Origin of the sequence: Sporomusa sp. (assembly GCF_035561255.1) — a bacterium.
Lineage (GTDB): Bacteria > Bacillota > Negativicutes > Sporomusales > Sporomusaceae > Sporomusa.
This window is the reverse complement of record NZ_DATMXX010000346.1, coordinates 20,564-44,323: the sequence shown is the minus strand read 5'-3', so window position 1 is coordinate 44,323 and position 23,760 is coordinate 20,564. Positions and strand designations below refer to the sequence as shown.

Here is a 23,760-nt window from a genome sequence, read left to right as displayed (position 1 = left end):
TTTAAATATTGACTATTGACAAAATTTACAAACGTTTGTTAAGATAAATACAATTAGATAAATAGGATGATGGTTATGGGAGAGATCGCTTAGGCGGCGCCGAAGGAGTAAGTGCTTTGTCAAACTCTCAGGCAAAAGGACTGTAACCGGACTATACTCTGGAGAGTACATCCCCAGTAACTTGGGGTGTCACCGATGGGGAAGCCCCACAAGGGCAAATCTCTCAGGTAAAACGGACAGAGGCAAAGGGAACTATTCCTTTGCCTCTGTTTTTATTTGTCGATTTTTAAGGAATAAAGCATGCAGATTTGGCAGGGGAGTAGTTTAATAGGGGATTATAAGGAAAAGGGGATGAATCTATGACAGCACGGCCAACACCACTATATGAGTCCCATGTTAAGTATGGTGGCAAGATTGTTGAATTTGGCGGCTGGTTGCTTCCGGTTCAGTATGGGGGGATACTGGAGGAACACAAGGCGGTTAGGGAAAAGGCAGGACTATTTGATGTTTCCCACATGGGGGAGGTTTTGATTAAAGGACCGGATGCTCTGGCCTACCTGCAAAAACTAGTAACAAATGATGTAGCGCGTCTGGCTGATAATCAGGTGCAGTACACGCCGATGTGTTACCCGGACGGCGGTACGGTTGACGATCTGCTGATTTACAAGCGGGGTAATGAAGAGTATTTCCTGGTTATTAATGCTGCCAATATTGAAAAAGACTGGAACTGGATGCAGGAAAACCAAGCCGGGTTTAATGTGGAATTGAGCAACCTGTCAGATGAAACCGCCGAATTGGCGTTGCAGGGACCACTGGCAGAAACTATCTTGCATAAGCTGACAGATGCCGGTTTGGAGCAATTGAGTTACTATTGGTTCATTCCAGAAGCGACTGTGGCTGGTAAGACAGTAATGATTTCCCGTACCGGCTACACCGGCGAAGATGGGTTTGAGATTTACAGCCGTCCGGAAGATGCTGCTCAGCTGTGGGAAGCTATTATGGAGGCTGGGAAGCCTTATGGTTTGATTCCTGCCGGACTGGGCAGCCGTGATACCCTGCGCTTTGAAGCCGCCCTGCCGTTATACGGACATGAATTATCGGCGAGCATTACACCGGTCGAAGCCGGTATTGGCAAATTTGTTTCCTTAGATAAAGGAGAATTTAACGGGCGCGCGACGTTAGCCGGGCAGAAGCAAAATAAGCCTCAGCGCAGGATCGCCGGCTTTATCCTTAATGGGCGTGGTATTCCGCGAGCAGGATATCCAGTTATGCATGAGGGACGACAGATTGGCACTGTAACAACAGGCTCCTATGCCCCTACTCTGAATAAAAATATTGGTCTTGCTTTAATTGAGGCCGGCTATGCCGGTATTGGCCAGCAGTTTGATGTGGACATTCGCGATAGGAATGTACCGTCTGAAGTGGTTGCTAAGCCTTTTTATCGCCGCTGATTACTACCAGTTAGCTGTGCTCTGTTTGATAAGGAATCCGGGATGTGTTTCTAAGGTTTCTGAGATTTACCTATAAAATGAAAGGGGAGATAAGAATGAATATTCCACAAGAACTAAAGTACTCCAAAGATCATGAGTGGGTGAAGATTGATGGCAATAAGGCAACGATCGGTGTTACCGATTTTGCTCAGTCCCAGCTTGGTGATGTTGTATTCGTGGAATTGCCGGAAGTAGGAGTCGAGGTATCTGCCGGCAGCGGTTTTGCGGTGATTGAGTCGGTAAAAGCGGTATCTGATATCTATGCGCCGTTGTCCGGAAAGGTTATTGCGATTAACGAGGTACTTGCAGATGCCCCAGAGACGGTTAACCAGGATGCCTACGGTGCCGGGTGGATTGCTACTTTAGAAATTTCTGACCAATCTCAGCTGGGTGAGCTGCTGGACAGTGATGCTTACGCAAAACTACTGGCTGAGGGAGGCCAGTAATATGCCGTGGAGCTATCTACCACACACCGAAGAAGACCGGAAAGCTATGCTGGCAGCTATTGGCGTAGCGAAAGGCGAGGATCTTTTTGCAGATGTTCCTGAAGAGGTACGCCTGTGCCGCCTGCTGGATCTGCCGGAGGCTTTATCTGAGCCCGAACTGGCAAAGCATATGGCCGCATTGGCCGGTACTAATGCCAACCTCCAGGAGTATACCTGTTTCCTTGGGGCCGGGGCGTATGATCACTATATACCAAGTGTGATTGATCACATCCTGCGACGTTCCGAGTTTTACACGGCTTATACCCCCTACCAACCGGAGATCTCCCAGGGCTATTTGCAGGCCTTGTGGGAATATCAGGCATTAATTGCTGAACTGACAGGTCTGGAGGTATCTAACTCCTCTCTTTATGACGGTGGCACAGGGCTTGCCGAGGCAGCCATGCTGGCAGCCAATGTCAATGGCCGCAAAGAATTCCTTGTGGCCAAAACAGTCCATCCACACTATCGGGCTGTACTTAACACCTATGCCATCGACCGGGGCTGCACACTGACTGAGATTGGCTATCAAGACGGTGTGCTGGATACCAATGAGCTTCAGAGCAAACTCAGCAAAACGGTTGCGGCAGTTATAGTACAGAGCCCTAACTTCTTCGGGTGTATTGAAGAGTTAAAAACTGTTGTTGATGCCGCTCATGCCCAAGGTGCACTCGTAATTGCTGCCGTTGACCCTATTTCCCTTGGCTTGCTGGAGGCGCCTGGGACTTTTGGCGTGGACATTGCAGTGGGTGAAGGCCAGAGCCTGGGGATTCCCCTGTCTTTTGGCGGTCCTTATCTCGGATTCTTTGCTACTACTGAGAAGCTAATGCGCAAAATCCCTGGCCGGATCGTGGGTCAGACGGTAGATCATGACGGGAACCGGGGCTTTGTTCTTACGCTTCAAACCAGGGAACAGCATATCCGCCGCGAAAAAGCCACTTCCAATATTTGCTCTAATGAAGCGTTATGCGCTTTGGCGGCGGCAGTGTACTTAAACACTATGGGGAAAGAGGGACTGCAGCAGGTAGCTGCCCTGTCTCTTCATAAGGCTCATTATGCTTATAAACAGCTAACCGGTATCAAGGGGGTTGAACCCGTGTTTGCTGCACCTTTCTTCAAAGAGTTTGCTGTTCGCCTGAACAAACCGGTTGCCGAAGTCAATCATGAACTATTTGCCGATAAAATCATCGGTGGTCTTGATTTAGGTAAATATTATCCGGAATTAGCAGGCTGCGCACTCCTTAGTGTGACTGAAAATAGGTCACGCCAGGAGATCGACCGACTGGCAAGCAGACTGGGGGCGATAGTATGAGTAATAGAAAACGCACAGACCTGATCTTTGAAATCAGTAAGGCGGGGCGCCGGGCGATTGATTTGCCTGCCTGTGATGTGCCTCAGGAAGATATTGAATCTATAGTTCCTGCCAGGTTTTTGAGAAAAACCCCCGCCGCCCTGCCTGAAGTCAGCCAGCAGGACCTTATGCGTCATTATACTGGTTTGTCTAAGCGTAACTTTGGGGTGGATTCAGGATTTTATCCATTAGGGTCCTGTACGATGAAATACAACCCTAAAATCAACGAAGATGTCTGCCGGTTGCCGGGTTTTGCTTTAATCCATCCGCTTCAGGCTGCAGACAGTGTGCAAGGGGCGCTGGAGCTTCTTGGCAATGTGGAAGAGTATCTGGCCGAGATTTCCGGTATGGATGCGGTTACCACCCAGCCTGTGGCCGGTGCTCACGGCGAATTAACAGGTCTTAAACTCATTAGGGCTTATCACCGGCACCGGGGGGAGAACCGGACTAAGGTAATCGTGCCTGATTCGGCGCACGGCACCAATCCTGCCTCAGCAATGGTGGCTGGGTTGGATATTGTGGAGATTAAATCCAATGCTGACGGTTCCGTTAATCTGGAAGCCCTCAAGGCAGCAGTGGGCCCGGACACAGCGGCCCTGATGCTGACAAACCCCAGTACCCTGGGCTTGTTTGAGACAAATATCCGTGAGATTGCTCAGATCGTCCATGATGCAGGCGGGCTTTTGTATTATGATGGTGCCAATGCCAATGCCATCATGGGTATTACCCGTCCCGGCGATATGGGATTTGACGTGGTACATTTAAACCTCCATAAGACCTTCAGCACCCCGCATGGCGGTGGTGGTCCCGGATCAGGTCCTACTGGTGTGAAGCGGGCCCTGATTCCCTTTCTGCCGGTCCCTGTTATTGTCCGTGATGCCGGCAAATTCCGTCTGGATGAGGACCGGCCGTTGTCAATTGGCCGGGTGCACTCCTTCTACGGCAATTTCGGCGTGATTGTGCGGGCTTATGCCTACATCCGGTCTATGGGGCCGGATGGGCTGAAGCAGGCCAGTGAGGATGCTGTATTGAACGCAAACTATGTTCTTAGTCAGCTGAAGGAGGACTTTCATGCCCCCTTTGCCCAGCTCTGCAAGCATGAGTGTATTATAAATTCGAAGAATCAGAAGCCCTACGGTATCCACACCCTGGATATTGCCAAACGACTTCTTGATTACGGCTACCATCCACCAACAATCTACTTCCCGCTGATTGTGGAAGAGGCGATAATGATCGAACCCACTGAGACAGAAAGCAAGGAGACCCTGGATGGCTTTATCGCGGTTATGCGCCAGATTGCCCGGGATGCAAAAGAGGATGCAGCCCTGATTACCAGCGCACCGAAAACCACGGTGGTGGGCCGTTTGGATGAGGCAGCGGCAGCCCGTAAACCGGTTGTAAAATGGAAAGGATAGACCGACTGCCTGATTTGAACAGTATTTGCTTTGCCTATCCGCAAAAGACTAAGCCGGTTAGTGTGACAGGCAAGCAATGTGAGCTGAATTGTGCCCACTGCGGGGGGCACTATCTGCAGCATATGCAGCCCCTGACAGCAGCAGCCACCGCTGATTCCAGCCTTAGCTGGCTGGTCAGCGGTGGCTGCCGGGCGGATGGGTCAGTCCCGGTAGGTGAGCATCTTGATAAACTGGCTGCAATAAAAAATGGCCGGCGGTACAACATGCATGTCGGCCTTGTCGGTGAGGCTGACATCGATAAACTGGCAGCCGTGGCTGACTGTGTGTCTTTTGATTTTGTCGGCGATGATACCACCATCCAAGAGGTGTTTGGTAATGGCCGCACAGCGGAGGATTATATAAAATGTTACCAGTCCCTGCGCCGCAAAGTACGGGTGATGCCACATATCTGTGTTGGGTTAAAGGGCGGGGAGATTTGCGGTGAATACCGGGCGTTGGAGCTATTGCAGGAATTAGGCGCAGAGGCTGTAACCCTGATCATTTTTATGCCTACACGGGGGACACGGTTTGCCGACCGTAAGCCCCCGGCTATTACAGAGGTTGCCCGGCTAATGGCCTATACCAGGCTTAATTTTCCTGATACCCCCGTGAACCTTGGTTGTATGCGCCCAGGCGGGCGATACCGGGAAGAAATCGATAAGTGGGCTGTCCGTATCGGGTTCAATTCTATCGTAAATCCGGCACCTGCTGCCGTGGAGCTGGCTAATCGGCTTGGTCTTACAATTACCCGGGGAGAGGAGTGCTGTGTGCTGTGAGCCTATGGAAGCTGTCGGCAGGCACTGCCTGTGTTGTTGGCAAAAAGCAAATTAAGACCGATGTGCTCCCAACTACCGCTTATATTATGCTGGGGGCCGGGTGCCGGAATAACTGCCGGTTCTGTGCTCAGTCCCGTGACAGTGCTGCCCGGGCAGATATGCTCTCCCGGGTTACCTGGCCGGAACTGCCCGCAACCGAGGCTGCTCAGGCTATTGGCGTCGCATTTCAGGCCGGACGCCTGAAGCGGGCCTGCCTGCAGGTAGTGCATAACGAAGAAAGCTGGCAAACCAGTGTTAGTGCTGTGGCATCCTTAACGCAAACAAGTGCGATTCCTGTCTGTGTCTCAAGTGCCATTGACACGGTGGAGCAGGCCCGGGAACTCGTCTGCCGGGGGGCAGACCGCATTTGCATTGCGCTTGATGCGGCTACGCAGGAGATTTCCAGCCAGGTTAAGGATGGCCAGTGGGAGCGGCGGTGGGGCCTGTTAAACCAGGTTGCCGGAGAAATGCCAGGTCGGGCCAGTACTCATCTCATCGTCGGTCTTGGAGAAAACGAGGAAGAAATGATTAATACAATACATCAGTGTGTCAGGCAGGGTATAGCTGTTGGCCTGTTTGCCTTTACCCCCGTGCGGGGAACGGCCTGGGCTGACCGGCAGCCACCTGCCGTCAGTCAATACCGGCGGGTGCAAATTGCCCACTTCCTGCTAAAAACAGGCTATAGTCCGACAGTTTTTCAGTATCGGGACGGAGTTTTAACCGGAATCAATATCCCGGCGCATGAATTGAAAAATATATTAGTTGATGGGATTGCTTTTGAAACCAGTGGCTGCCCGGACTGTAACCGGCCTTATTACAACGAACGGCCGGGTGGCATTATGTATAACTATCCCCGGCGGCTTACCGGTACCGAGGTGGAGCAGGCTATTGCCGAGAGCGGAATTATGCCAATACAGGTTGTGGGGCGGGGTGATCGTACCAATGAAATGGCGGGTTGTTAACAGTGGTATTAACCACGCAGCAGAAAATATGGCTGTAGATGAGGCTATCCTGCGAGCTCATGCCAGTGGTGAAGCGCCTCCAACAATCCGGTTTTATGGCTGGCAGCCGGCAGCGATGAGTATCGGGTACTTTCAAAAAGCTGCCGATGAAGTAAATATTGATAAGTGCCGTACGGCGGGGATTGACGTTGTGCGGCGGCTCACCGGCGGCCGGGCAGTACTCCATGATGCAGAGCTTACCTACAGTGTAGTCGTACGGGCAGATTACCCGCTAATCCCGGCCACCATTACTGCCTCTTATCGATATTTTAGTGCAGGTTTACTGGCTGGGCTCAATAAACTGGGCATTGAGGCCCAGATGAGCATACCCCGGGCGGCTTACGGCCAGACCAGGCACAGGCCGGCTTCGGCAGCATGTTTTGACGCTCCCTCTCATTATGAAATTACAGCTCAAGGCCGTAAACTGGCAGGGAGTGCCCAAGTGCGCAAAGATGGGGTTATCCTGCAGCATGGATCCATTTTGTTGACTTTTAATCCCGTGCAGGTTGCTGCTTTACTCAACCTGCCTTCGCTTGAAATGCAGAATTCGGTGGCGGCAATACTTGCTAAGCGGGCCGTATCGGTTAAGGAGATATTAGGCAGGGAGATAACCTGGGAGTCGGCATGCCAAGCAATGATAACGTCTTTCGGCGCGGCGCTGGGGGTTGAACTGGAATCCGGCCGGCTTAGTGACCAGGAACAGGCCGTGGCTGCTGAACTTGTTACTACAAAATATAGCTGTGACAGTTGGAATCTGTTGCGATAAGCCTAAGCACACAGGAGGTATAGCCTATGAACTACGATGTAGCGGTTATTGGTGGCGGCCCTGGTGGCTATGTTGCCGCCATCCGCGCCGCTCAACTGGGTGGCAAGGTACTCTTAATCGAAAAGGAGGCTATGGGCGGGGTATGCCTGAATCGTGGCTGCATACCCACAAAGACGCTATTAAAAAGTGCCGAAAAGTGGGAAGATCTCAAACGAAGCCCGGAATTTGGCTTAAAAGCCGAGGGCATTGGTTTTGATTTTGGGGCGATACTGGCGCGGAAAAATGCAGTAGTTGCTCAGCTTCGGGGCGGTATTGAGCAATTGGTGAAAAGCAATGGCATTGACGTGGTGCGGGGAGCAGCTGTTTTAACAGGCCCTAACAGGCTGGAAGTTGACATACGGGGCAGCGGTAAAAAGGAAACCTTTGAAGCCCGGAAGATTATTATCGCCACAGGCTCGGTACCAAGCTCTATTCCTGTACCTGGGCGCGATCTGCCGGGAGTTATTACCAGTGATGAGCTGCTGGAACTGGACCAGGTCCCCAGGAGCATGCTGGTTATTGGGGCCGGGGTTGTGGGGATTGAATTTACTGCTATTATGAGATCTTTTGGCTGTGAAGTAACAATTGTGGAAATGCTGCCCAGTATTCTGCCCAGCGTAGATAGTGACCTGGTCAAGCGGCTGGGCTTAATCCTGCGCAAACTAGGCATAAAAACGCTGGTTGGAGCCAGAGTAACTGCTTTTGCGGCGGCGGAAGACGGGGTGGCGGTTACCGTCGATACCGGCAAAGATATTCAAGAGTTCCATATAGAAAAGGTGCTTATCGCAACCGGCCGCCGGCCGGTACTGGAGGGGCTGGGGCTGGAAGCGGCCGGTATCGCCCATGACCGCTCAGGGATAGTGGTTAATGAGCGTATGGAAACCAGTATCGCCGGTATCTATGCCATTGGTGATGTTACCGGCCGAAGTATGCTTGCCCATGTTGCCTCAACAGCAGGCATGGTGGCAGCTGAAAACGCTATGGGCTTAAGCTCTCTCATGGAATATAATGCTGTCCCGGCTTGCATATTTACTACACCGGAGATAGCGACAGTCGGGCTAACAGAGCAAGAAGCGCTGGACGGAGGTTATGCTGTTAAGGTAAGTAAATTTAACTTTGCCGCCAACGGCAAAGCTGTATCTATGGGGGAATCTGACGGACTGGTAAAAATCGTGGCCGATGCTAACAGCGGCAAAGTACTGGGTATGCACATCCTTGGCCCTCATGCCAGTGATCTCATTATGGAAGGGGCACTGGCCATTCGCAATAACCTGACAGCCCGGGATATTGCGCACACGATTCATCCTCATCCCACTCTTGCTGAGACCGTCATGGAGAGTGCTCATGGGATTGATGGGGATATTATTCATCAGATTAAGCAGAAAAAGAGGGTTTAACCTAAAAAGACCAAGGCCTCTAAGCTATTTGTAATAGTTTAGAGGCCTTATTTTGTATATTTTTAGCAGGAATTAGCATTTTTAGAAGAGAAGTAGCTATAAAAATTGTTTTATGTATCAGGAACGTATTCTATAGCATTGTTTCATTGGTAATCAATTACCTGGCAAACCAAAAGAATTAGCTGATTTTTTGCAGGAGAACTGGTTATTAAGAAGCTTATTTACCAGGGAGGAGAACTAATGAACGTACATAAGCGAATCGTTGCTCTCACGCTTGTTATCTGGGTCTGTTTCACTTCTTTCGCATGGGCTGCCGGTGAAATTAGCAGCGAAGACGTGAAATGCATAAAGGTTAGCGTTAGGGAAGGCGAAAGGTTCGGCTATATTTTTCGTAACAGCGGGAAATGGGTAATACCGCCACGGTTTACTGCGGCAAAGGAGTTTCAGTCAAACGGGTTAGCGGTAGCTGGAGACAATAAGCAGGTGGGACTTATTGATTTACAGGGACGGCCGGTCGGATCGCAGGAGTTCCAGTCGATTGCTGCATTTCAGGATGGTTTTGCTGTAGTAAAGCAAAATGGCAAGTTCGGCCTTATTAATGAAAAGGGAGAGGTTGTTCTTTCTCCCCAGTATGAGAATGAGGACATTGGGTTTAGTGAGCAGCTGGCTGCCGTAAGAGTAAGCGGCAAGTATGGTTTTGTTGATACCAGTGGACAGCTGGTTATTGCAGTGCAGTTCGACAGGGCTTTGTCCTTTCGGGAAGGCTTAGCGGTAGTAAAATCGCAGGGTAAATATGGCTTTATTGATATGTCAGGGCGGTTTGTTATTGAGCCTCAGTACGAATCGGCAGGCTCCTTTTCTGGTGGTCTGGCTCAGGCCAGTCTGGCAGGCAAGACCGGCTTTATTGATAAGACCGGGGCTATTGTAATCCCGATGCAGTTTCAAAGTGCTTTCCCTTTTCTGGATGGGTTGGCAGTCGTAGAGTGGAGGGGGAATTACGGCTATATTGACAGGACGGGAACATGGGTTATCGAGCCAAAATATGAACTTGCTTTTCCGCATAGGAATGGCCTGGCTTTAGTAAGCGTGAATGGCAGGCATGGGTTTATTGACAGTAAGGGACAGCCAGCGATTCCTTGTGAGCTTGATCCTTATCCCCGGTGGGAAGGCCAGGTCATCAAAGCAAAAATGGGTGATAAAACCGGGTATCTGGACACGCACGGCAAGTGGGTTGTTCAGTCTGGCGATTTTCCGGGGCCTGTGTCAGAGTACTGGCAACAGCAGGGGATTGTTGTTGCCAATGGTAAGTACTATGACCGGCAAGGCAAGCAATTAGATCATTATGCGAATTACCTGCAAAATGCTTATGCCGAAATGCGGCTTGCCCATTATGCTGCTGCCGTTCGCCTGTTTGAGAAGGCGTTGGCAATTAATCCGCAAGACAGGGCTGCTACCTGGGGCAGCGCTCTGGCGCAGGCGAAACAGGAAATTCACGCACAGTATCCGGCGGCGGTCCCGGTTACCGGGAAACAGCAAAATGCACAACCTGCCGGCGAGGATTTTGTTTCCTTTCCCGTGATTACTGAAGAGGGGACCAGGGTCGGTTATTTGCGGCGGGATACAGGCAGCTGGGTTATTTCGCCCCGGTTTGATGAGGCTGGCAGTTTTCACGACGGGCTCGCCCGGATTAAAGATAAAGGCAAATATGGCTTTGTCCGTTTAGATGGCACAATTGCCGTTAAGCCTGACTATGACTGGACCTGGTTTTACTTTAAAGACGGTCTTACCTCGGTACAATTCCACGGGAGTTACGGTTTTGTGGATACTAATGGCAAGCTGGTTGTTAAGCCGCAGTTCGGCTACGCTCTCCTGTATAGTGAGGGCCTGGCGCGTGTTTCTTATAACGGAGATTATGGGTATATCGACAAACAGGGCAAGTTTGCTATTCCTCCCAGGTATGAATTTGCTTCAGACTTTACCGAGGGTCTGGCACCTGTGGAAATGGATAGAAAGTGGGGTTTTATTAATAAAGCAGGCCAGCTGGTGATCCCTTGCTTATATGAAAATAGTCTGGCGAAATTCTCCGAGGGTCTGGCAAATGTGAAACTAAATGGTAAATACGGGTTTATTGACCAGACCGGCAAAATGGTTATTACAGCGCAATATGATTATGCCGAGTCATTTCATGATGGACAGGCTATTGTCCAGAACAACGGTTTATATGGTGTAATTGACCGGCAAGGGCATTATGTGGTGCCGCCGCGTTATGACCTTGTTTCCGGTTTTATAAAAGGAATTGCCAAGGTTAAGTTAAAAGACCGTTTCGGCTATATTAATAGAACGGGGCAGGAAATTGTGCCTGTCCAGTTTGAGCGTGTAGAATATTTCCCCCAGCAGGCAGTGATTGAGGTTTATGGTAGTCATCTATGGGGTATTTTGAATACAAATGGCACATGGATTGAGGGCCCTGTTGCACTTAATGCCCAAGTCGATCAATATTGGCCCAAACAAAAGATACTGCTCGTACAGGGCTATTACTTTGGACAGGGAACGCAAAAGCTGCTTGATCACTACGTAAACCATATGAAAAGTGCGTACTGGCATGCGCAACAGGGGGATAACCTGAGAGCAATGCATTCTTTCGGTGCAGCCCTCAAAATAAACCCTGGTGATGACGCCGCTTTGTGGGGACTTATTCAGATAAGGGCGAAGGAAATCTATTTTCAAGGTGGTTTAGACTAACTGGCTAAGGGGAGAAGTGACTTTATAGTTCCTTTAGCAGTATTTCATTCATTGCCAGTCGTGGTCTTGGCGCCGGATTCTGGTCTGGGTAGCCAATGGGTAATAGGGCAACCACATCATATCTGTCGTCCAGTTCAAGGAATTCTTTAATTGCTTCACGGTCAAGAATGCCAATCCAGCAACTACCCAGCCCTAAATCGAAGGCTTTTAGTGTCATATGATCAATGGCAATGGCGGCATTAAGCCAGGAGTACGCTTTGGCCGTTACTTTATCAATAGGATTGGTTTTTTTATATTCAAGAATCTTCTCCACATCAAGGGGATTGTCATTGAATGCCCCGGAGCCTTTTAATTCTGTCCATCTCTCCGGTGCCGTCGACCAAACCTGGGAGTCTGTGCAGCATACAATAATCACAGGTGCCTTAGTAACGAAAGGCAGGGTATGTTTCGCCAGTTTGTCCTTAGCTTCCTGGCTCTTAATTACCACATACCGTGTGGGTTGAAGGTTTGAGCCGGAAGGGGCCAGTCTTGCTGCCTCCAATATTGCGTTGACATGCTCGTCAGACACCTGCTCCGGCTTGAATTTCCGGATACTTCTTCTGTTCTCGATAGCAGCACTTAGTTCCATAATAATAAACACCTCTCTCATTGATCTTAATCAGTTGTAATAGAAAACTTTGTCCACTGGTTATAAAAAAGGCCGGAAAGCCAATGTTAGCTTTCCGACCTTCAGTGTTTCTGATCAGCCGGTTAGGATTATTCGTTTTAAATGGGCTATACTTTTCGTCTGCGGGTCAAATTAATCCGAAAGGCATACATGTCGCCCCGGTAGATACTTTTTTCATACTCCAGGGGATTGCCGTCATGATCAGTGACCAGGCGCTTTGACAGTAGTGCACAACAGGGTTCAGCGGTTAAGCCCAGTAGTTTTTTCTCTTCGCCTGTTGGGATGATAGAGGCAATTGTTTGCTTGGCTTCCCAGAGGCTTACGCCAAGCTCTGTTTCTAATATGTCATAGGTTGAAACATTATTTAAATCAAATTCGGCTAACTTTCTCCCGATATCTAACGGATAATATTGTGTTTCCAGAACAACAGGGGTATCATTGGCTAAGCGCAGCCTGATAGTTTCATATACCTCCTGCATCCCGAAAATCTTGGCTGCATCCTGCGGTGCGGCTACGATGCCCTGGCTCAGCACCTTAATATTGGGGTTCATCCCCATCTCACCAACAATCTCAAAAAAGGTGCTTAAATTACCCAGCCATTCCTCGATTGGTCTAACCGCGACAAAGGTGCCCAGGCCCTGGCGTGATTCCAGAACTCCTTCCTCAATTAAAGTCCGGATGGCCCGCCGGATTGTGGCCCGGCTGACGGCAAATCTGTCCATAAGATCATACTCTGCCGGAATCTTTTCGGTAAAGGTACCTTTTAGGATTTCGTTACGCAAGAAATTTCGTACCTGCAAATGTAACGGGATAGAATTTTTTCGATCTAACACAGGCCAGTACATCCTTCCTATGTGGAGCAAGATTCTCGTCTTCGCTAAAGATTTGACCTACCAACAATTAATTTACCGGTTAATTATACCATTATACGGATGTTCGGACAACCTGTTTTTTTCGCTTGCTTATAAATCTTAACTTAACGGATCTGAAAAAGAAAATTAGCTAAGCATATAAAGTTAAGCTGTTGACAACAGGCTGTTTTGTATGATATAAAATATATAACTCGGTTGCGAGCAAGCTGATCAGAATAACTGAAGGCTAAGGTCAACATTCCCGTGTGGGGTGTGATCCTTAGCCTTTTATTTTATTCAAGAAGCTCATAGCCAAAAAATCGCTAATAAGACATTCTTTATAAAAGCGGTTAGCTTTTATCTATGTTGTCCGTACATCATGATGACCATACGATAAAATTTGATCAATGCATTGGTTGCCAAGGGCATAGCTGACCTACGCTGGAAGATGCGAAAGTTATTAGCGAATAATTGTTGCGGTTATTACATAGGAGGTTTGAGTATGAGTACAGAAGTGGCAGGCGGACTAAGTGCTGATGAATTGGCAGGGATTCAGCGTGAGCATTTGTGGCTGCATCTTACAAACCATAAACTGTTTGAGAAGCAAGACCCGCCAATGATGGTCGAGGGGCATGGTTTTATCATTAAAGATGCCCGGGGCAACGAATATATTGATGGTTTGTCAGGCGGGGTTTGGGCTGTGAATGTCGGCTATGGCCGGGAATCAATAGTTAATGCAATATGTGAGCAATTGCGGCGCTTACCTTATTACGCCGGTTCGATGGCAACGCCTCCCTATATTTTGCTGGCGCAAAAGCTGGCCTCGTTATTACCGGAACTGCCCAAAGTGTATATCTCTAATAGCGGCTCAGAGGCTAATGAGAAATCTTTTAAAATAGCCAGACAATATTTCCGTGAAAAATACCCTAATAAAGATAAGTACAAGATTATTTATCGCAACCGGGATTATCACGGAACCACTTTAGCCGCGCTGGCCAGCAGCGGTCAGGCAGAACGAAAATTAAAGTTTGGACCATTGCCGGAAGGGTTTGTTGAGATCCCGCATGCTCTTTGTTACCGGTGTCAGTTTGGCAAGAGCTACCCTGGCTGTAATATTGAGTGTGCCCGCGCCCTGGAAACTGTGATCCAGCAAGAAGGGGAAGACAGTGTGGCCGCTGTTATCGTAGAGCCGGTTACCGCCGGGGGTGGAATCATTCCGCCGGTTGCCGAGTATTATCCTGTTCTTCAGGAGATCTGCCGCCGCTATGAGGTGTTGCTGATTATGGATGAGGTGGTTACCGGCTTTGGCAGAACCGGTCTGATGTTTGGTCATCAGCATTATGGCGTTGATCCTGATTTAATTACCATGGCTAAGGGGCTGGCAAGCGGTTATATGCCGATATCTGCTACTGTTGCCAGGAAAAGCATATTTGAGCAGTTCCTGGTTGATCCAGAAAACCAAACCGGTTATTTCCGGGACATCAGTACATTTGGCGGCTGCACAGGCAGCTCGGCGGCGGCATTGGAAAATATCAGGATCATAGAGGAGGAAGGATTAGCTGCAAACAGCGCTGTGATGGGTACATATCTAATGGAGGGCCTGAAAGAACTGGAGCGGCTTCCCATTGTTGGTGAGATCAGGGGTAAGGGGTTATTAGCCGGCATTGAGCTGGTGGCAGACAAAAAAAATAAGACGCCGCTTACTGAAAAATATTTGGCGCAGATAGTAGCTGATGCCAAAACCGAGGGTGTTATTATCGGTAGAATGGTGCGCAGTGTCCCTGACCTTAATAATGTTTTATATACTGCCCCGCCGCTTATTGTGAACAAAGAGGGCATTGACAAAATTGTTGCTGCCTTCCAGGTGGCGCTGGGCAAACAATGTGTTTAGTTTGCATTGACAGCGCTCCACCGCTGGCGCTTGACTTCCGCTTTTGCCAATACACCACCGGCCTGCAAAACTTTAACGCGTTGTATATAGTTTAGGTGACAGGGGGTGAGGCAGTCGAAGCTAAACTGGGAAAGGAGGAAGGCCATGGTCAAGGTTGCGGGTGTTTTTCACTCGGTCAGTAAGCACATTACGACAGAACGCCTATTAACGGCCGGTACAGTATTAGTCTTATTATTGCTGTGGTTTACCGTCACTGAGCTAAAACTTGTTTCAGATATTCTGGTTCCCTCGCCACAGAAGGTGATTAAAAGCTTTTTCGAGATTGCCAAAGATGGTTATAAAGACAATAGCCTGCTTACACACCTTGGCGACAGCATGATACGACTGATCAGTTCATTTCTCCTGGTAATCGTGACAGCGATTCCTTTGGGGCTGATTAGTGGCTATAACTCTAAGATCCGCGCGATTGTTGACCCGCTTATTGAATTTTACCGGCCGCTGCCGCCGCTGGCCTATTACACGCTGCTGGTGTTGTGGATGGGGATTGAGAATTCATCTAAGATCGCCCTGTTATACTTAGCCGGGTTTGCCCCTGTCTATCTTGCATGTGTGTCCGGTGTGAGAAAAATAAGAAATGACTACATTGACGGTGCTTACACACTAGGGGCCAATCGCCGGCAGGTTTTCTTTCATGTCATCTTTCCAGCCTGCCTGCCTGATATGTTTGTTGGTTTAAGAACAGCGATTGGTGTCGCCTATACCACATTAGTTGCCGCCGAGATGGTGGCTGCAGTGACCGGTATAGGCTGGATGGTGCTAGATGCCAGTAAATTTCTAAGAAGCGATATTATTTTTCTCGGCATTATTATTATGGGTATTACAGGCATTGTTATTGACGGGGTAATAAGGGTTGTTGAAAGTAAGGTCGTGCCTTGGAAAGGTAAAGAATAAAGAGAAAAGGGAGAGGTTATTTATGAGTAAAAAATTCAAAAGACTTTTGGTGGCAGGCGGGTTGATTCTAGCTGTGGCACTGCAGTTAACCGGCTGCGGCAAGAGCAATGAGGTTAGCAGCCCTGCCAGCCCTGCAAAGCCGGAAACAGTGAATATCGCCTTCCAGGATATACCCAACGATGAAATCGTAGCTAAGGTCAAGGGTCTTTATGAGAGTGAGCTGGGTGTAAAGGTTAATTTTAAAAAGTTTGATTCCGGCCGTGATGTAAATAATGCTTTTGCTTCAAACAGTATTGACATTGGCTTAATGGGGAGCACCCCTGCTGCTGTCGGTATATCCAAGGGGCTCGGGTATGAGGTTTTCTGGATTCATGATGTGATTGGTGCTGCTGAATCACTGGCAGTAAAGAACACGGCCAATATCAATTCTGTAAAGGACCTGAAAGGCAAAAAAGTGGCTGTTCCGTTTAGTTCAACTGCCCATTACAGCCTGTTGAATGCCCTGAAACTAGAGGGTGTTAGTCTTGCTGATGTAAAAATACTGGATATGCAGCCACCTGATATCTTTGCAGCCTGGCAAAGGGGCGATATTGATGCTGCTTATGTTTGGAACCCGGTGTTAGGGAAGCTGTTAGTTGATGGCAAGGTAATCACCGACAGCGGTAAATTAGCGGAAAAAGGCATAATTACAGCCGATGTTGGGGTAGTCAGCAAAGAATTTGCTCAGAAATACCCTGATATCGTTACCAAATATATTAAGGTACAGCAAAAGGCCTATGACCTCTACAAAAACAATCCGGATGAAGCTGCCGAAGCATTAGCTAAAGGCCTGAACATTGAAAAAACCGAGGCTTTAAAACAAACGAGAGAATTAATATGGCTGTCTGGTAAGGAACAAGTTTCCGACAAGTATTTTGGCTCAAGCGCCAATAAAGGCAACCTGGCCAAGGTATTAAAAGCCACTGCCGACTTCCTCGTTGAGCAAAAGGCAATTGAAAATGCCCCGGCACTGGATACCTTTGAGAAAGCCATTAATCCTAAATATATTGAAAACATGCTGAAATAAGCTTAATCAGGAGGCTTGCAGATGGTACTAGCTGAACCAGGCTGGGCTGATGAACAGACAGATACTGTTGTAGCCTTGGAAGATGTGTCTTTGACCTATAATCCGGACCAGGGCAGCAATGCCTTGGAAAACATCAATCTAAACTTGAATGAAGGCGAGTTTGTCTGCTTGCTGGGGCCTTCCGGCTGCGGAAAAAGCACTCTGTTAAAAATTATTGCAGGCTTTATTGCCCCCTCTGCCGGTAATGTGGTAATGGATGGCGAACCGATAAAAGGGGCTGACTGGCATCGCGGGGTCGTTTTTCAGCAGCCCCCCCTTTATCCCTGGTTAACTACCCGGGAGAATATCCAGTTTGGGTTAAGAATGCGCAAAATACCGGAAAACGAGAGCAGAAAGCTTACTGAAGAATACCTGAAAAAAGTGGGTTTACAGGAGTTTGGTCAAAGTAAGCCGTATGAATTGTCCGGAGGTATGAAACAACGGGTCGCAATCGCCAGGGCTTTGGTTAACAAACCCCGCGTATTATTAATGGATGAGCCGTTTGGCGCATTAGATGCGCTGACCCGCGAGCAGATGCAGAGTTTATTGCGCAACATATGGTGGGAAAGCAGATGTACGATTTTGTTTATAACCCATGATGTAGATGAAGCGTTAGCCATGGGAACAAGGGTGTTAGTGATGTCCAGACGGCCAGGCCGAATTGTTAAGGAATTTAAAACGGCTTTTACGTATGCAATCTCCGGCGAGAATTCTAACCGGGTGCGTTATACAACGCTGTTTTTGCAGGCGCGTGAGGAAATCCTTGAATTGATTAATCAGCAGGAATTCAGTTACAATATATAAATTTGAAAACAGGTTTTATAAACCAATACCCCTAAGCTTTTTACACAGCTTGGGGTATTGGTTTTATGAGTGATAACCGGCACTACATACACATTTTTTGTATATCACTGCCAACCTTGTGTTAAGTTGCGTGATTTCCGGAATAAAGTTTTTACTATCGGCTATTGACAGTAGGGCAGTTTTACGAGATAATAAAAACATACCGACTGGTAGGTATGTAAATGTGCATACTTTGTGAAAGGCGACGATAAGATGGCTAAAGAAAGTATTATCATTGCAGCGTTAGGCCTGTTTTTACGGCGTGGCTACAAATCTGTTTCGCTGATTGATGTTGCCAATGAGCTTGGCATTACCAAAGGCGGGATCTATCATTATTTCTCCAGCAAGGATGAATTGCTGCGCACGGCGCTTAATTTCTTCTTTCAACGGTTTGAAGCAAAATATACTGACTTACTAAGTGACAAATATAGTATTCAGGAGGTTTTGCATTCATTAATGGTTGACGATGCTTTTGAGCGGTACTCCAAAGAGCTTTTTAGGTTAGAACGCGAGTCTAGTGTTGATCATATACATTTCATGATTGAGATGATGCGCGTGTTTCCTGATATCCAGGAGAAGATTCAGCAAAGCCAGATTTGGATTTGTGAGGCTTTAGCCAAGCGGATTCAGGTTGCTGTGGACAGCGGTCAAATAAAGAGCAATATCGACAGCTATGCCTTGGCGGCTAATATCCTGGCAATAGTCAATGGCCAAAAATCACTGGGAAGTTATTACCGATTCCCGGAACTGCGTCAGCGAATGATGGATAATATATGGTCGTTGATGAATACTTAGCGCAGGCAGCAGGGCGCTAATATTTTTAAATTTTACATACCGACTGGTAGGTATGTTAAATATTTCTAAGTAAAATGGAGGAATTGTCTGAATGAAAAGATTGAAGGTTAAGCACTGGATAGTTCCCCTGATATTGTTAGTGGGAATCACGCTGGTTGTACGTACTGGCGTATTTGCAGGCACCAAACAGCAAACAAATGCAGCTGAGAGTGCGCTAAGTGTAAAAGCTGCTCAAGCCGAATATATGGATGTAATACCCAGCCTGAACTTAAACGGTACTCTGGAAGGACAAACGTCAGCCACAGTGAGTGCTAAAATCTCAGGCCGAATTGAAGAGGTTCTTGTTCAAGAGGGACAAGAGGTCAAAGCAGGCGATCCGCTGGTGAGAATGGAGTCGGTTGAGCTGGCAAACTCTGCCCGCCAGGCCGGTGATGCCGTGAGAAAAGCCCAGGTTGGTTATGAGTTGGCACTGAATGATTTTAATCGTTATCAGATGCTGTACGATAAAGGGGCCGTTTCCGAACAGCAGTTAGATAATGCCAGGGCCAAACTGAAAACTGCTGAGGCAGATTTATCAAGTGCTGCATCCAACCAAAGCAGTGCGCAGCAGCAGTATAGCTATGGCGTAATCAACTCGCCGGTTGATGGTGTTATTGCTAATAAGACGGCCACTATCGGCCAGGTTGTTTCTCCCGGGGCGGCATTGATGGTGGTACAGGATATCAATCAGGTATATGCTGTAATCAATGTAGAGCAAAAGGATTTAGGGCGCATTAAAATTGGACAAAAGGCCAATGTAACTGTTGATGCGTATGCCGGCAAAATATTTCCTGGTGTGGTCGAGGTTATGAATCCGGAAGCAGGAGCTGCAAGCCGGATGTTCCGCACCAAGATTAAAGTAGATAATACCGGTGGTGAGTTAAAGCCAGGCATGTTTGCCAACATACAACTGACGACAGGCGATAGTGCTAAGGTTCTTACTGTACCGCAAGCGGCAGTTGTGCAAAAACAAGGTTTATATTATGTTTTCATTCTTGAAAACGACAAGGCTGTTCGCCGTCAGATTGAGATCGGTGATATAAGCAGTAATACAATTGCCGTTAAAGCCGGTGTACAGCCGGGAGAGCAGGTAATTACGAGCAGTGTCAACCGTATTAAAGACGGAGATGCTGTGAAAGTAACGCAATAGAGTAGGGGAGAGGTCATGAAACTTACTGAGATTAGTATTAAGCGTCCGGTATTTTCCACAGTAATAATTTTGGCGCTGGTAGTTTTAGGCTTGGTTAGTTATATGTCCTTAAATGTGGATCAATACCCCAGCATTGAAATACCAGTTGTCGCAGTTACTGTGCAGTATCCTGGCGCATCGCCGGAACAAGTCGAAACCAAGGTGACGCAAAAGGTGGAAGAGGCTGTTAATGTGGTGTCCGGTGTTGAACATGTCACCTCAACGGCAAGCGAAGGTATGTCAACAACAGTTATTCAATTTACCATGGAAACCAATGCGGATACTGCCGCCCAGGACGTCCGTGATAAAATAGGCAGTCTCCAGGCGCTATTGCCAGAAGATGCGAAAGCACCTACGGTTATCCGGTTTGACCCTGATGATACTCCAATTATGACGATTGCTTTGACCGGGGATCTCAGTCAGCGGGAATTGACGGTGCTTGCTGAAGATACACTGACTAAGCGGCTAAAAGCAATAAACGGGGTAGCTTCAGTTACCGTTCAGGGGGGCCTGGACCGGGAAATCCAAATTCGTCTGGATAGTAATCAGATGGCCGCCTATGGTCTGACCGTACCGGAAGTAATCAATGGCCTGCGTAATGAGAATATTGATTCTCCTGGCGGCAAGGTAACTGACGGCCAACGGGAAACCGATTTGCGGGCAGTGGGAAGTATTACATCGACCAATCAGTTTCTTAATATACCTGTTGGTCAACGCGATGGTGTTCAGCTTTATGTGAGAAATATTGCGACAATTAAAGACACCACTGCTGATGTCAGTTCGATTACCAAGCTGGACGGCAAGCCGGCGCTTGGCTTGGAGATCATGAAACAATCAGGCAGCAATACGGTTAATGTTGTAGAGAACGTAAAAAAACAATTGGCAAGCATTAATAAGGAATTGCCGCCAGGCGTTGATCTGGTAGTGGTCCGCGACAACTCTATAACCATCCATGAATCAGTGCAGGATGTTCAATTCAATCTGATTGTTGGTGGTGTCCTGGCAGTTGCGATCGTCTTCTTGTTCCTCGGTAATTGGCGGACAACGATTATTGCGGGTATTGCTATTCCCGTTTCCGTCATTGCTTCCTTTTTGGCGATGAAGGTACTGGGCTTTACCCTGAACACCATGTCGCTGTTAGCTTTATCATTGGCTGTTGGCCTGTTGATTGACGATGCGATTGTTGTTATCGAGAACATTGTGCGCCATCTGGAGATGGGAAAAGATAAGGTAACGGCTGCTCTTGATGGAACCGCTGAGATTGGTCTTGCTGTTATGGCAACTACGTTTACCCTGGTAGCTGTTTTCGTGCCTGTTGGCATGATGAACGGGATGGTCGGTCAATTCTTTAAAGAGTTCGGCATAACCGTAGCGGCCAGCGTATTGGTTTCCTTGTTTGTTGCTTTCACATTAACCCCGATGTTATCAGCAAAATATCTGGATCATTCTGAGATTAAAGGGTCCACAAGATTAGGCCAGATATGGCTTAAATGGAACGACTGGTTTGACAGGTTAACGGTAAAATACGGTGAATTCTTACGTCTGGCTTTAGGCCACCGCCGTAAAATCCTGTTGGCGGCAGTCGTGTTATTCATCGGCAGCCTGGCGCTCATGCCGTTACTTGGCTCCACCTTTGTTCCTGATGCCGATAATGGGGAAATAACGGTAACTGCTATTGTTGACCCCGGCCTGAGCGTGCAGGCGGTCAGCGAAATGGCTGATACTATGTCACAAACGATTCGCGATATACCTGAGGCCAAAATGACGTATAGTGTAACAAAGGCAAATAACATTAATATCATGGCTCAGCTTTCCGCGAAAAATGAGCGTAAAATTAGTGATACTGCGATTATCGAGGATCTCCGGCAAAAATTCAGGGATATTCCCGGTGCTGAGATCAGCGTGTCTAAAAAATCAGGAATGTCAAGCGGTAAGCCGGTATCTCTTGTAATACAAGGGCAATCGCTGGAGACGTTATCCGATATTTCCGAACAGGTGCAACAAATCGTTGCCAGTGTACCGGGAACTGTTGAGGTAACATCCAGCTATGAAGCCGGCAACCCTGATGCTCAGATTGTCGTTAATCGGGACCGGGCATCTGACCTTGGTATTTCGGCGGCCAGCATTGCTGATACACTCCAGGCAATGTTTAACGGTAAAGTTGTGACCGACTTTAAAGAAGATGATGATGCCTATGATGTCAGGGTAATCCTGGATCCTGAAGCCCGCCGCAGTCTCGCTGATGTCAACAAGGTATACCTGTCCAGTACTGCCCGCACCAATGGGCAAGCTGTGATGGTTCCGCTGTCACAGGTAACTGACACCGTATACTCAACAAGCCCGGCTCAGATTAAACGTTATGACAATCAGCAGCAGATTACTATCTCTGCTAATCTAAGCGGTACTACACTGGGCGATTTTAATAAAGAGTTTAATAATCGGGTTGCCAACTTGCAAATGCCGGAAGGCTATAAATTTGTGACAACCGGCCAGACCCAGTCAATGAATGATGCTTTTACAGGCATGATTATGGCATTGGCGATGGCGGTAATGTTTATCTTCTTTGTATTGGCAGCTCAGTTTGAAAGCTATATTGATCCTTTTGCGATTATGCTGGCATTACCGCTTGCTATAATCGGTGCAATCGTCGGTCTCCTGATTATGGGCAGCGACCTGAGTATAATGTCCCTGATTGGTATCATTATGCTTATGGGTCTGGTAACCAAAAATGCCATCCTGCTCATCGACTTTGCCAAACAGCGCCGTGCAGCCGGTATTGAGCGCAACCAGGCGCTGGTAGACGCTGCGGTTCAGCGGATGCGGCCGATTATTATGACAACAGCAGCCATGATTGTTGGGATGATTCCGTTAGCCTTAGGCATCGGACCAGGTGCTGAAGCCCGTGCGCCGATGGCCCATGCGATTATTGGCGGTCTGATCACTTCAACAATCCTCACTTTGGTGGTTGTGCCTGTTGTATATACGCTGTTTGACGATATCCAGAACGGTAAATTTAGTGTAAGAAAAATTTTTCGTAAGGGTCAATAGCAAGATAACAATTTAATGCAGACCGGCCTCGTTTTTTAAACGGAGCCGGTCTGATTTTTTCTGTGGTCAGAGGTACAAACAAATCCCGTTAAATCACATAGAACCGGCCCCAACCTTGCATAAATGCATGGTTGGGGCCGGTGTTTACAGTTCAGCAATTACCCGGCAGGGTAAGCCTGTCAGTCCTGCATAATTGACTGGGTAGGTATGCACTAAAAATTTAAGGGAATTGGATTCCTGCAGCAATATCTCCAGATTATTCAGGTTCTCAATAACGAATATTCCATTGTTGGCGCAATACATATCAGCCTGTGGATGTTCTGTCGCTTTGCGGATGCCGCAGGTATCAATCCCGATCATACTGACTTTTTTAGTTACCAGGTAGGTTATCAGGGTATTAGCCAATTCCGGGTGAGCTGTAAAGTAGGCAGGGCTGCCATATGTCCTTTCCTTTAAGCAGCCGGTATGAAAGAGCACAAAATCATTTTCTTCAATTTTGTCTGCATCAATATCGCTGACCTCTATATCCCGGTCCTTAATGTGGCTGACATCAAACATGATACCCGGTCTTTCGGTGTTATCTAACTGAAACACTTTATCCATAACATCAAAGTGGGTTCCAATATGGCCAAATTTGGCGACAGGTGGTATTTGAGCGGTTGCCTGCGCATTAAGGATTGTATTTAAAATCTCTTCGGTAATAGTAACTGACAAATCAATTTTCATTTCTTTTTAGCTCCTCATCTAAAGATAGTTTCCTTGGAAACAATATAAGTGTAGCATATTATTGTTTCTTGGTAAACAATTTTCGAATGATTTATTTTATTTTTTTATCACATACTGT

The 23,760-nt window shown here is 47.8% G+C and carries 19 protein-coding genes and 1 riboswitch; of the genes, 16 read left to right on the top strand and 3 right to left on the bottom strand.

Translation table 11 applies throughout. The features are described 5' to 3' along the window. Positions 1 to 66: 66 nt before the first annotated feature. Positions 67 to 153, top strand: a riboswitch (glycine riboswitch). A 206-nt stretch (positions 154 to 359) separates the two neighbouring features. From gcvT to VN379_RS19680, 9 genes are all read left to right on the top strand, one after another. Next, positions 360 to 1,451, top strand: a complete 1,092-nt coding sequence (gene gcvT / locus VN379_RS19720) for a glycine cleavage system aminomethyltransferase GcvT (protein WP_325536999.1) — start codon at positions 360 to 362, stop codon at positions 1,449 to 1,451. Positions 1,452 to 1,546: 95 nt separating this feature from the next. Further along, positions 1,547 to 1,936: a glycine cleavage system protein GcvH gene (gene gcvH / locus VN379_RS19715; RefSeq protein WP_325536997.1), complete on the top strand. Its 390-nt coding sequence runs from the start codon at positions 1,547 to 1,549 to the stop codon at positions 1,934 to 1,936. Between the two features lies 1 nt (position 1,937). After that, the gene (gene gcvPA, locus VN379_RS19710) at positions 1,938 to 3,284 is read left to right on the top strand and encodes an aminomethyl-transferring glycine dehydrogenase subunit GcvPA (RefSeq protein WP_325536995.1); all 1,347 of its coding nucleotides are present in this window, start codon (positions 1,938 to 1,940) and stop codon (positions 3,282 to 3,284) included. After that, the gene (gene gcvPB, locus VN379_RS19705; RefSeq protein WP_325536993.1) at positions 3,281 to 4,738 is read left to right on the top strand and encodes an aminomethyl-transferring glycine dehydrogenase subunit GcvPB; all 1,458 of its coding nucleotides are present in this window, start codon (positions 3,281 to 3,283) and stop codon (positions 4,736 to 4,738) included. Before gcvPA ends, gcvPB begins: the two co-directional genes overlap by 4 nt. Beyond that, positions 4,726 to 5,553, top strand: a complete 828-nt coding sequence (locus tag VN379_RS19700) for a radical SAM protein (RefSeq protein WP_325536991.1) — start codon at positions 4,726 to 4,728, stop codon at positions 5,551 to 5,553. The genes gcvPB and VN379_RS19700 overlap by 13 nt, the downstream gene beginning before the upstream one ends. Then, positions 5,550 to 6,554 (top strand): radical SAM protein, encoded by a 1,005-nt coding sequence (locus tag VN379_RS19695; RefSeq protein WP_325536989.1) that lies wholly within the window; start codon positions 5,550 to 5,552, stop codon positions 6,552 to 6,554. The genes VN379_RS19700 and VN379_RS19695 overlap by 4 nt, the downstream gene beginning before the upstream one ends. Further along, on the top strand, positions 6,535 to 7,359 hold the full coding sequence (locus VN379_RS19690; RefSeq protein ID WP_325536987.1) for a lipoate--protein ligase family protein: 825 nt from the start codon (positions 6,535 to 6,537) through the stop codon (positions 7,357 to 7,359). Before VN379_RS19695 ends, VN379_RS19690 begins: the two co-directional genes overlap by 20 nt. A gap of 26 nt (positions 7,360 to 7,385) precedes the next feature. Continuing rightward, positions 7,386 to 8,795, top strand: a complete 1,410-nt coding sequence (lpdA, locus tag VN379_RS19685; RefSeq protein WP_325536985.1) for a dihydrolipoyl dehydrogenase — start codon at positions 7,386 to 7,388, stop codon at positions 8,793 to 8,795. Between the two features lie 240 nt (positions 8,796 to 9,035). Then, positions 9,036 to 11,537 (top strand): WG repeat-containing protein, encoded by a 2,502-nt coding sequence (locus tag VN379_RS19680; protein ID WP_325536983.1) that lies wholly within the window; start codon positions 9,036 to 9,038, stop codon positions 11,535 to 11,537. 22 nt (positions 11,538 to 11,559) lie between these two features. Here the strand turns inward: VN379_RS19680 and VN379_RS19675 are convergent, their stop codons facing one another. Continuing rightward, positions 11,560 to 12,165, bottom strand: a complete 606-nt coding sequence (locus VN379_RS19675) for a nitroreductase family protein (RefSeq protein WP_325536981.1) — start codon at positions 12,163 to 12,165, stop codon at positions 11,560 to 11,562. 146 nt (positions 12,166 to 12,311) lie between these two features. Continuing rightward, on the bottom strand, positions 12,312 to 13,037 hold the full coding sequence (locus VN379_RS19670) for a GntR family transcriptional regulator (RefSeq protein WP_325536979.1): 726 nt from the start codon (positions 13,035 to 13,037) through the stop codon (positions 12,312 to 12,314). Between the two features lie 520 nt (positions 13,038 to 13,557). Between VN379_RS19670 and VN379_RS19665 the strand changes: the two genes are divergently transcribed. The 7 genes from VN379_RS19665 (at position 13,558) to VN379_RS19635 (ending at position 22,916) form a co-directional block, all read left to right on the top strand. After that, positions 13,558 to 14,946 (top strand): aspartate aminotransferase family protein, encoded by a 1,389-nt coding sequence (locus VN379_RS19665; RefSeq protein ID WP_325536977.1) that lies wholly within the window; start codon positions 13,558 to 13,560, stop codon positions 14,944 to 14,946. Between the two features lie 144 nt (positions 14,947 to 15,090). Next, positions 15,091 to 15,897: an ABC transporter permease subunit gene (locus VN379_RS19660; RefSeq protein ID WP_325536975.1), complete on the top strand. Its 807-nt coding sequence runs from the start codon at positions 15,091 to 15,093 to the stop codon at positions 15,895 to 15,897. Between the two features lie 22 nt (positions 15,898 to 15,919). Beyond that, on the top strand, positions 15,920 to 16,963 hold the full coding sequence (locus VN379_RS19655) for an aliphatic sulfonate ABC transporter substrate-binding protein (protein WP_325536973.1): 1,044 nt from the start codon (positions 15,920 to 15,922) through the stop codon (positions 16,961 to 16,963). Between the two features lie 21 nt (positions 16,964 to 16,984). Further along, on the top strand, positions 16,985 to 17,806 hold the full coding sequence (locus tag VN379_RS19650) for an ABC transporter ATP-binding protein (RefSeq protein WP_325536971.1): 822 nt from the start codon (positions 16,985 to 16,987) through the stop codon (positions 17,804 to 17,806). A 252-nt stretch (positions 17,807 to 18,058) separates the two neighbouring features. Next, the gene (locus tag VN379_RS19645; protein ID WP_325536969.1) at positions 18,059 to 18,640 is read left to right on the top strand and encodes a TetR/AcrR family transcriptional regulator; all 582 of its coding nucleotides are present in this window, start codon (positions 18,059 to 18,061) and stop codon (positions 18,638 to 18,640) included. Between the two features lie 91 nt (positions 18,641 to 18,731). Next, the gene (locus VN379_RS19640) at positions 18,732 to 19,829 is read left to right on the top strand and encodes an efflux RND transporter periplasmic adaptor subunit (RefSeq protein ID WP_325536968.1); all 1,098 of its coding nucleotides are present in this window, start codon (positions 18,732 to 18,734) and stop codon (positions 19,827 to 19,829) included. Between the two features lie 15 nt (positions 19,830 to 19,844). Further along, the gene (locus tag VN379_RS19635) at positions 19,845 to 22,916 is read left to right on the top strand and encodes an efflux RND transporter permease subunit (RefSeq protein ID WP_325536966.1); all 3,072 of its coding nucleotides are present in this window, start codon (positions 19,845 to 19,847) and stop codon (positions 22,914 to 22,916) included. Between the two features lie 144 nt (positions 22,917 to 23,060). On the opposite strand, the gene VN379_RS19630 is transcribed toward VN379_RS19635, so the two are convergent. Continuing rightward, positions 23,061 to 23,642, bottom strand: a complete 582-nt coding sequence (locus tag VN379_RS19630) for a cyclase family protein (protein WP_325536964.1) — start codon at positions 23,640 to 23,642, stop codon at positions 23,061 to 23,063. Positions 23,643 to 23,760: the final 118 nt, after the last annotated feature.

Coding starts and splice junctions, on each gene's coding strand:
- VN379_RS19635 (WP_325536966.1), top strand. CDS start 19,845: ATGAAACTTACTGAGATTAGTATTAAGCGTCCGGTATTTTCCACAGTA.
- gcvH (WP_325536997.1), top strand. CDS start 1,547: ATGAATATTCCACAAGAACTAAAGTACTCCAAAGATCATGAGTGGGTG.
- VN379_RS19660 (WP_325536975.1), top strand. CDS start 15,091: ATGGTCAAGGTTGCGGGTGTTTTTCACTCGGTCAGTAAGCACATTACG.
- gcvPA (WP_325536995.1), top strand. CDS start 1,938: ATGCCGTGGAGCTATCTACCACACACCGAAGAAGACCGGAAAGCTATG.
- VN379_RS19675 (WP_325536981.1), bottom strand. CDS start 12,165: ATGGAACTAAGTGCTGCTATCGAGAACAGAAGAAGTATCCGGAAATTC.
- VN379_RS19665 (WP_325536977.1), top strand. CDS start 13,558: ATGAGTACAGAAGTGGCAGGCGGACTAAGTGCTGATGAATTGGCAGGG.
- VN379_RS19640 (WP_325536968.1), top strand. CDS start 18,732: ATGAAAAGATTGAAGGTTAAGCACTGGATAGTTCCCCTGATATTGTTA.
- lpdA (WP_325536985.1), top strand. CDS start 7,386: ATGAACTACGATGTAGCGGTTATTGGTGGCGGCCCTGGTGGCTATGTT.
- VN379_RS19650 (WP_325536971.1), top strand. CDS start 16,985: ATGGTACTAGCTGAACCAGGCTGGGCTGATGAACAGACAGATACTGTT.
- VN379_RS19680 (WP_325536983.1), top strand. CDS start 9,036: ATGAACGTACATAAGCGAATCGTTGCTCTCACGCTTGTTATCTGGGTC.
- VN379_RS19700 (WP_325536991.1), top strand. CDS start 4,726: ATGGAAAGGATAGACCGACTGCCTGATTTGAACAGTATTTGCTTTGCC.
- gcvPB (WP_325536993.1), top strand. CDS start 3,281: ATGAGTAATAGAAAACGCACAGACCTGATCTTTGAAATCAGTAAGGCG.
- VN379_RS19630 (WP_325536964.1), bottom strand. CDS start 23,642: ATGAAAATTGATTTGTCAGTTACTATTACCGAAGAGATTTTAAATACA.
- gcvT (WP_325536999.1), top strand. CDS start 360: ATGACAGCACGGCCAACACCACTATATGAGTCCCATGTTAAGTATGGT.
- VN379_RS19645 (WP_325536969.1), top strand. CDS start 18,059: ATGGCTAAAGAAAGTATTATCATTGCAGCGTTAGGCCTGTTTTTACGG.
- VN379_RS19690 (WP_325536987.1), top strand. CDS start 6,535: ATGAAATGGCGGGTTGTTAACAGTGGTATTAACCACGCAGCAGAAAAT.
- VN379_RS19655 (WP_325536973.1), top strand. CDS start 15,920: ATGAGTAAAAAATTCAAAAGACTTTTGGTGGCAGGCGGGTTGATTCTA.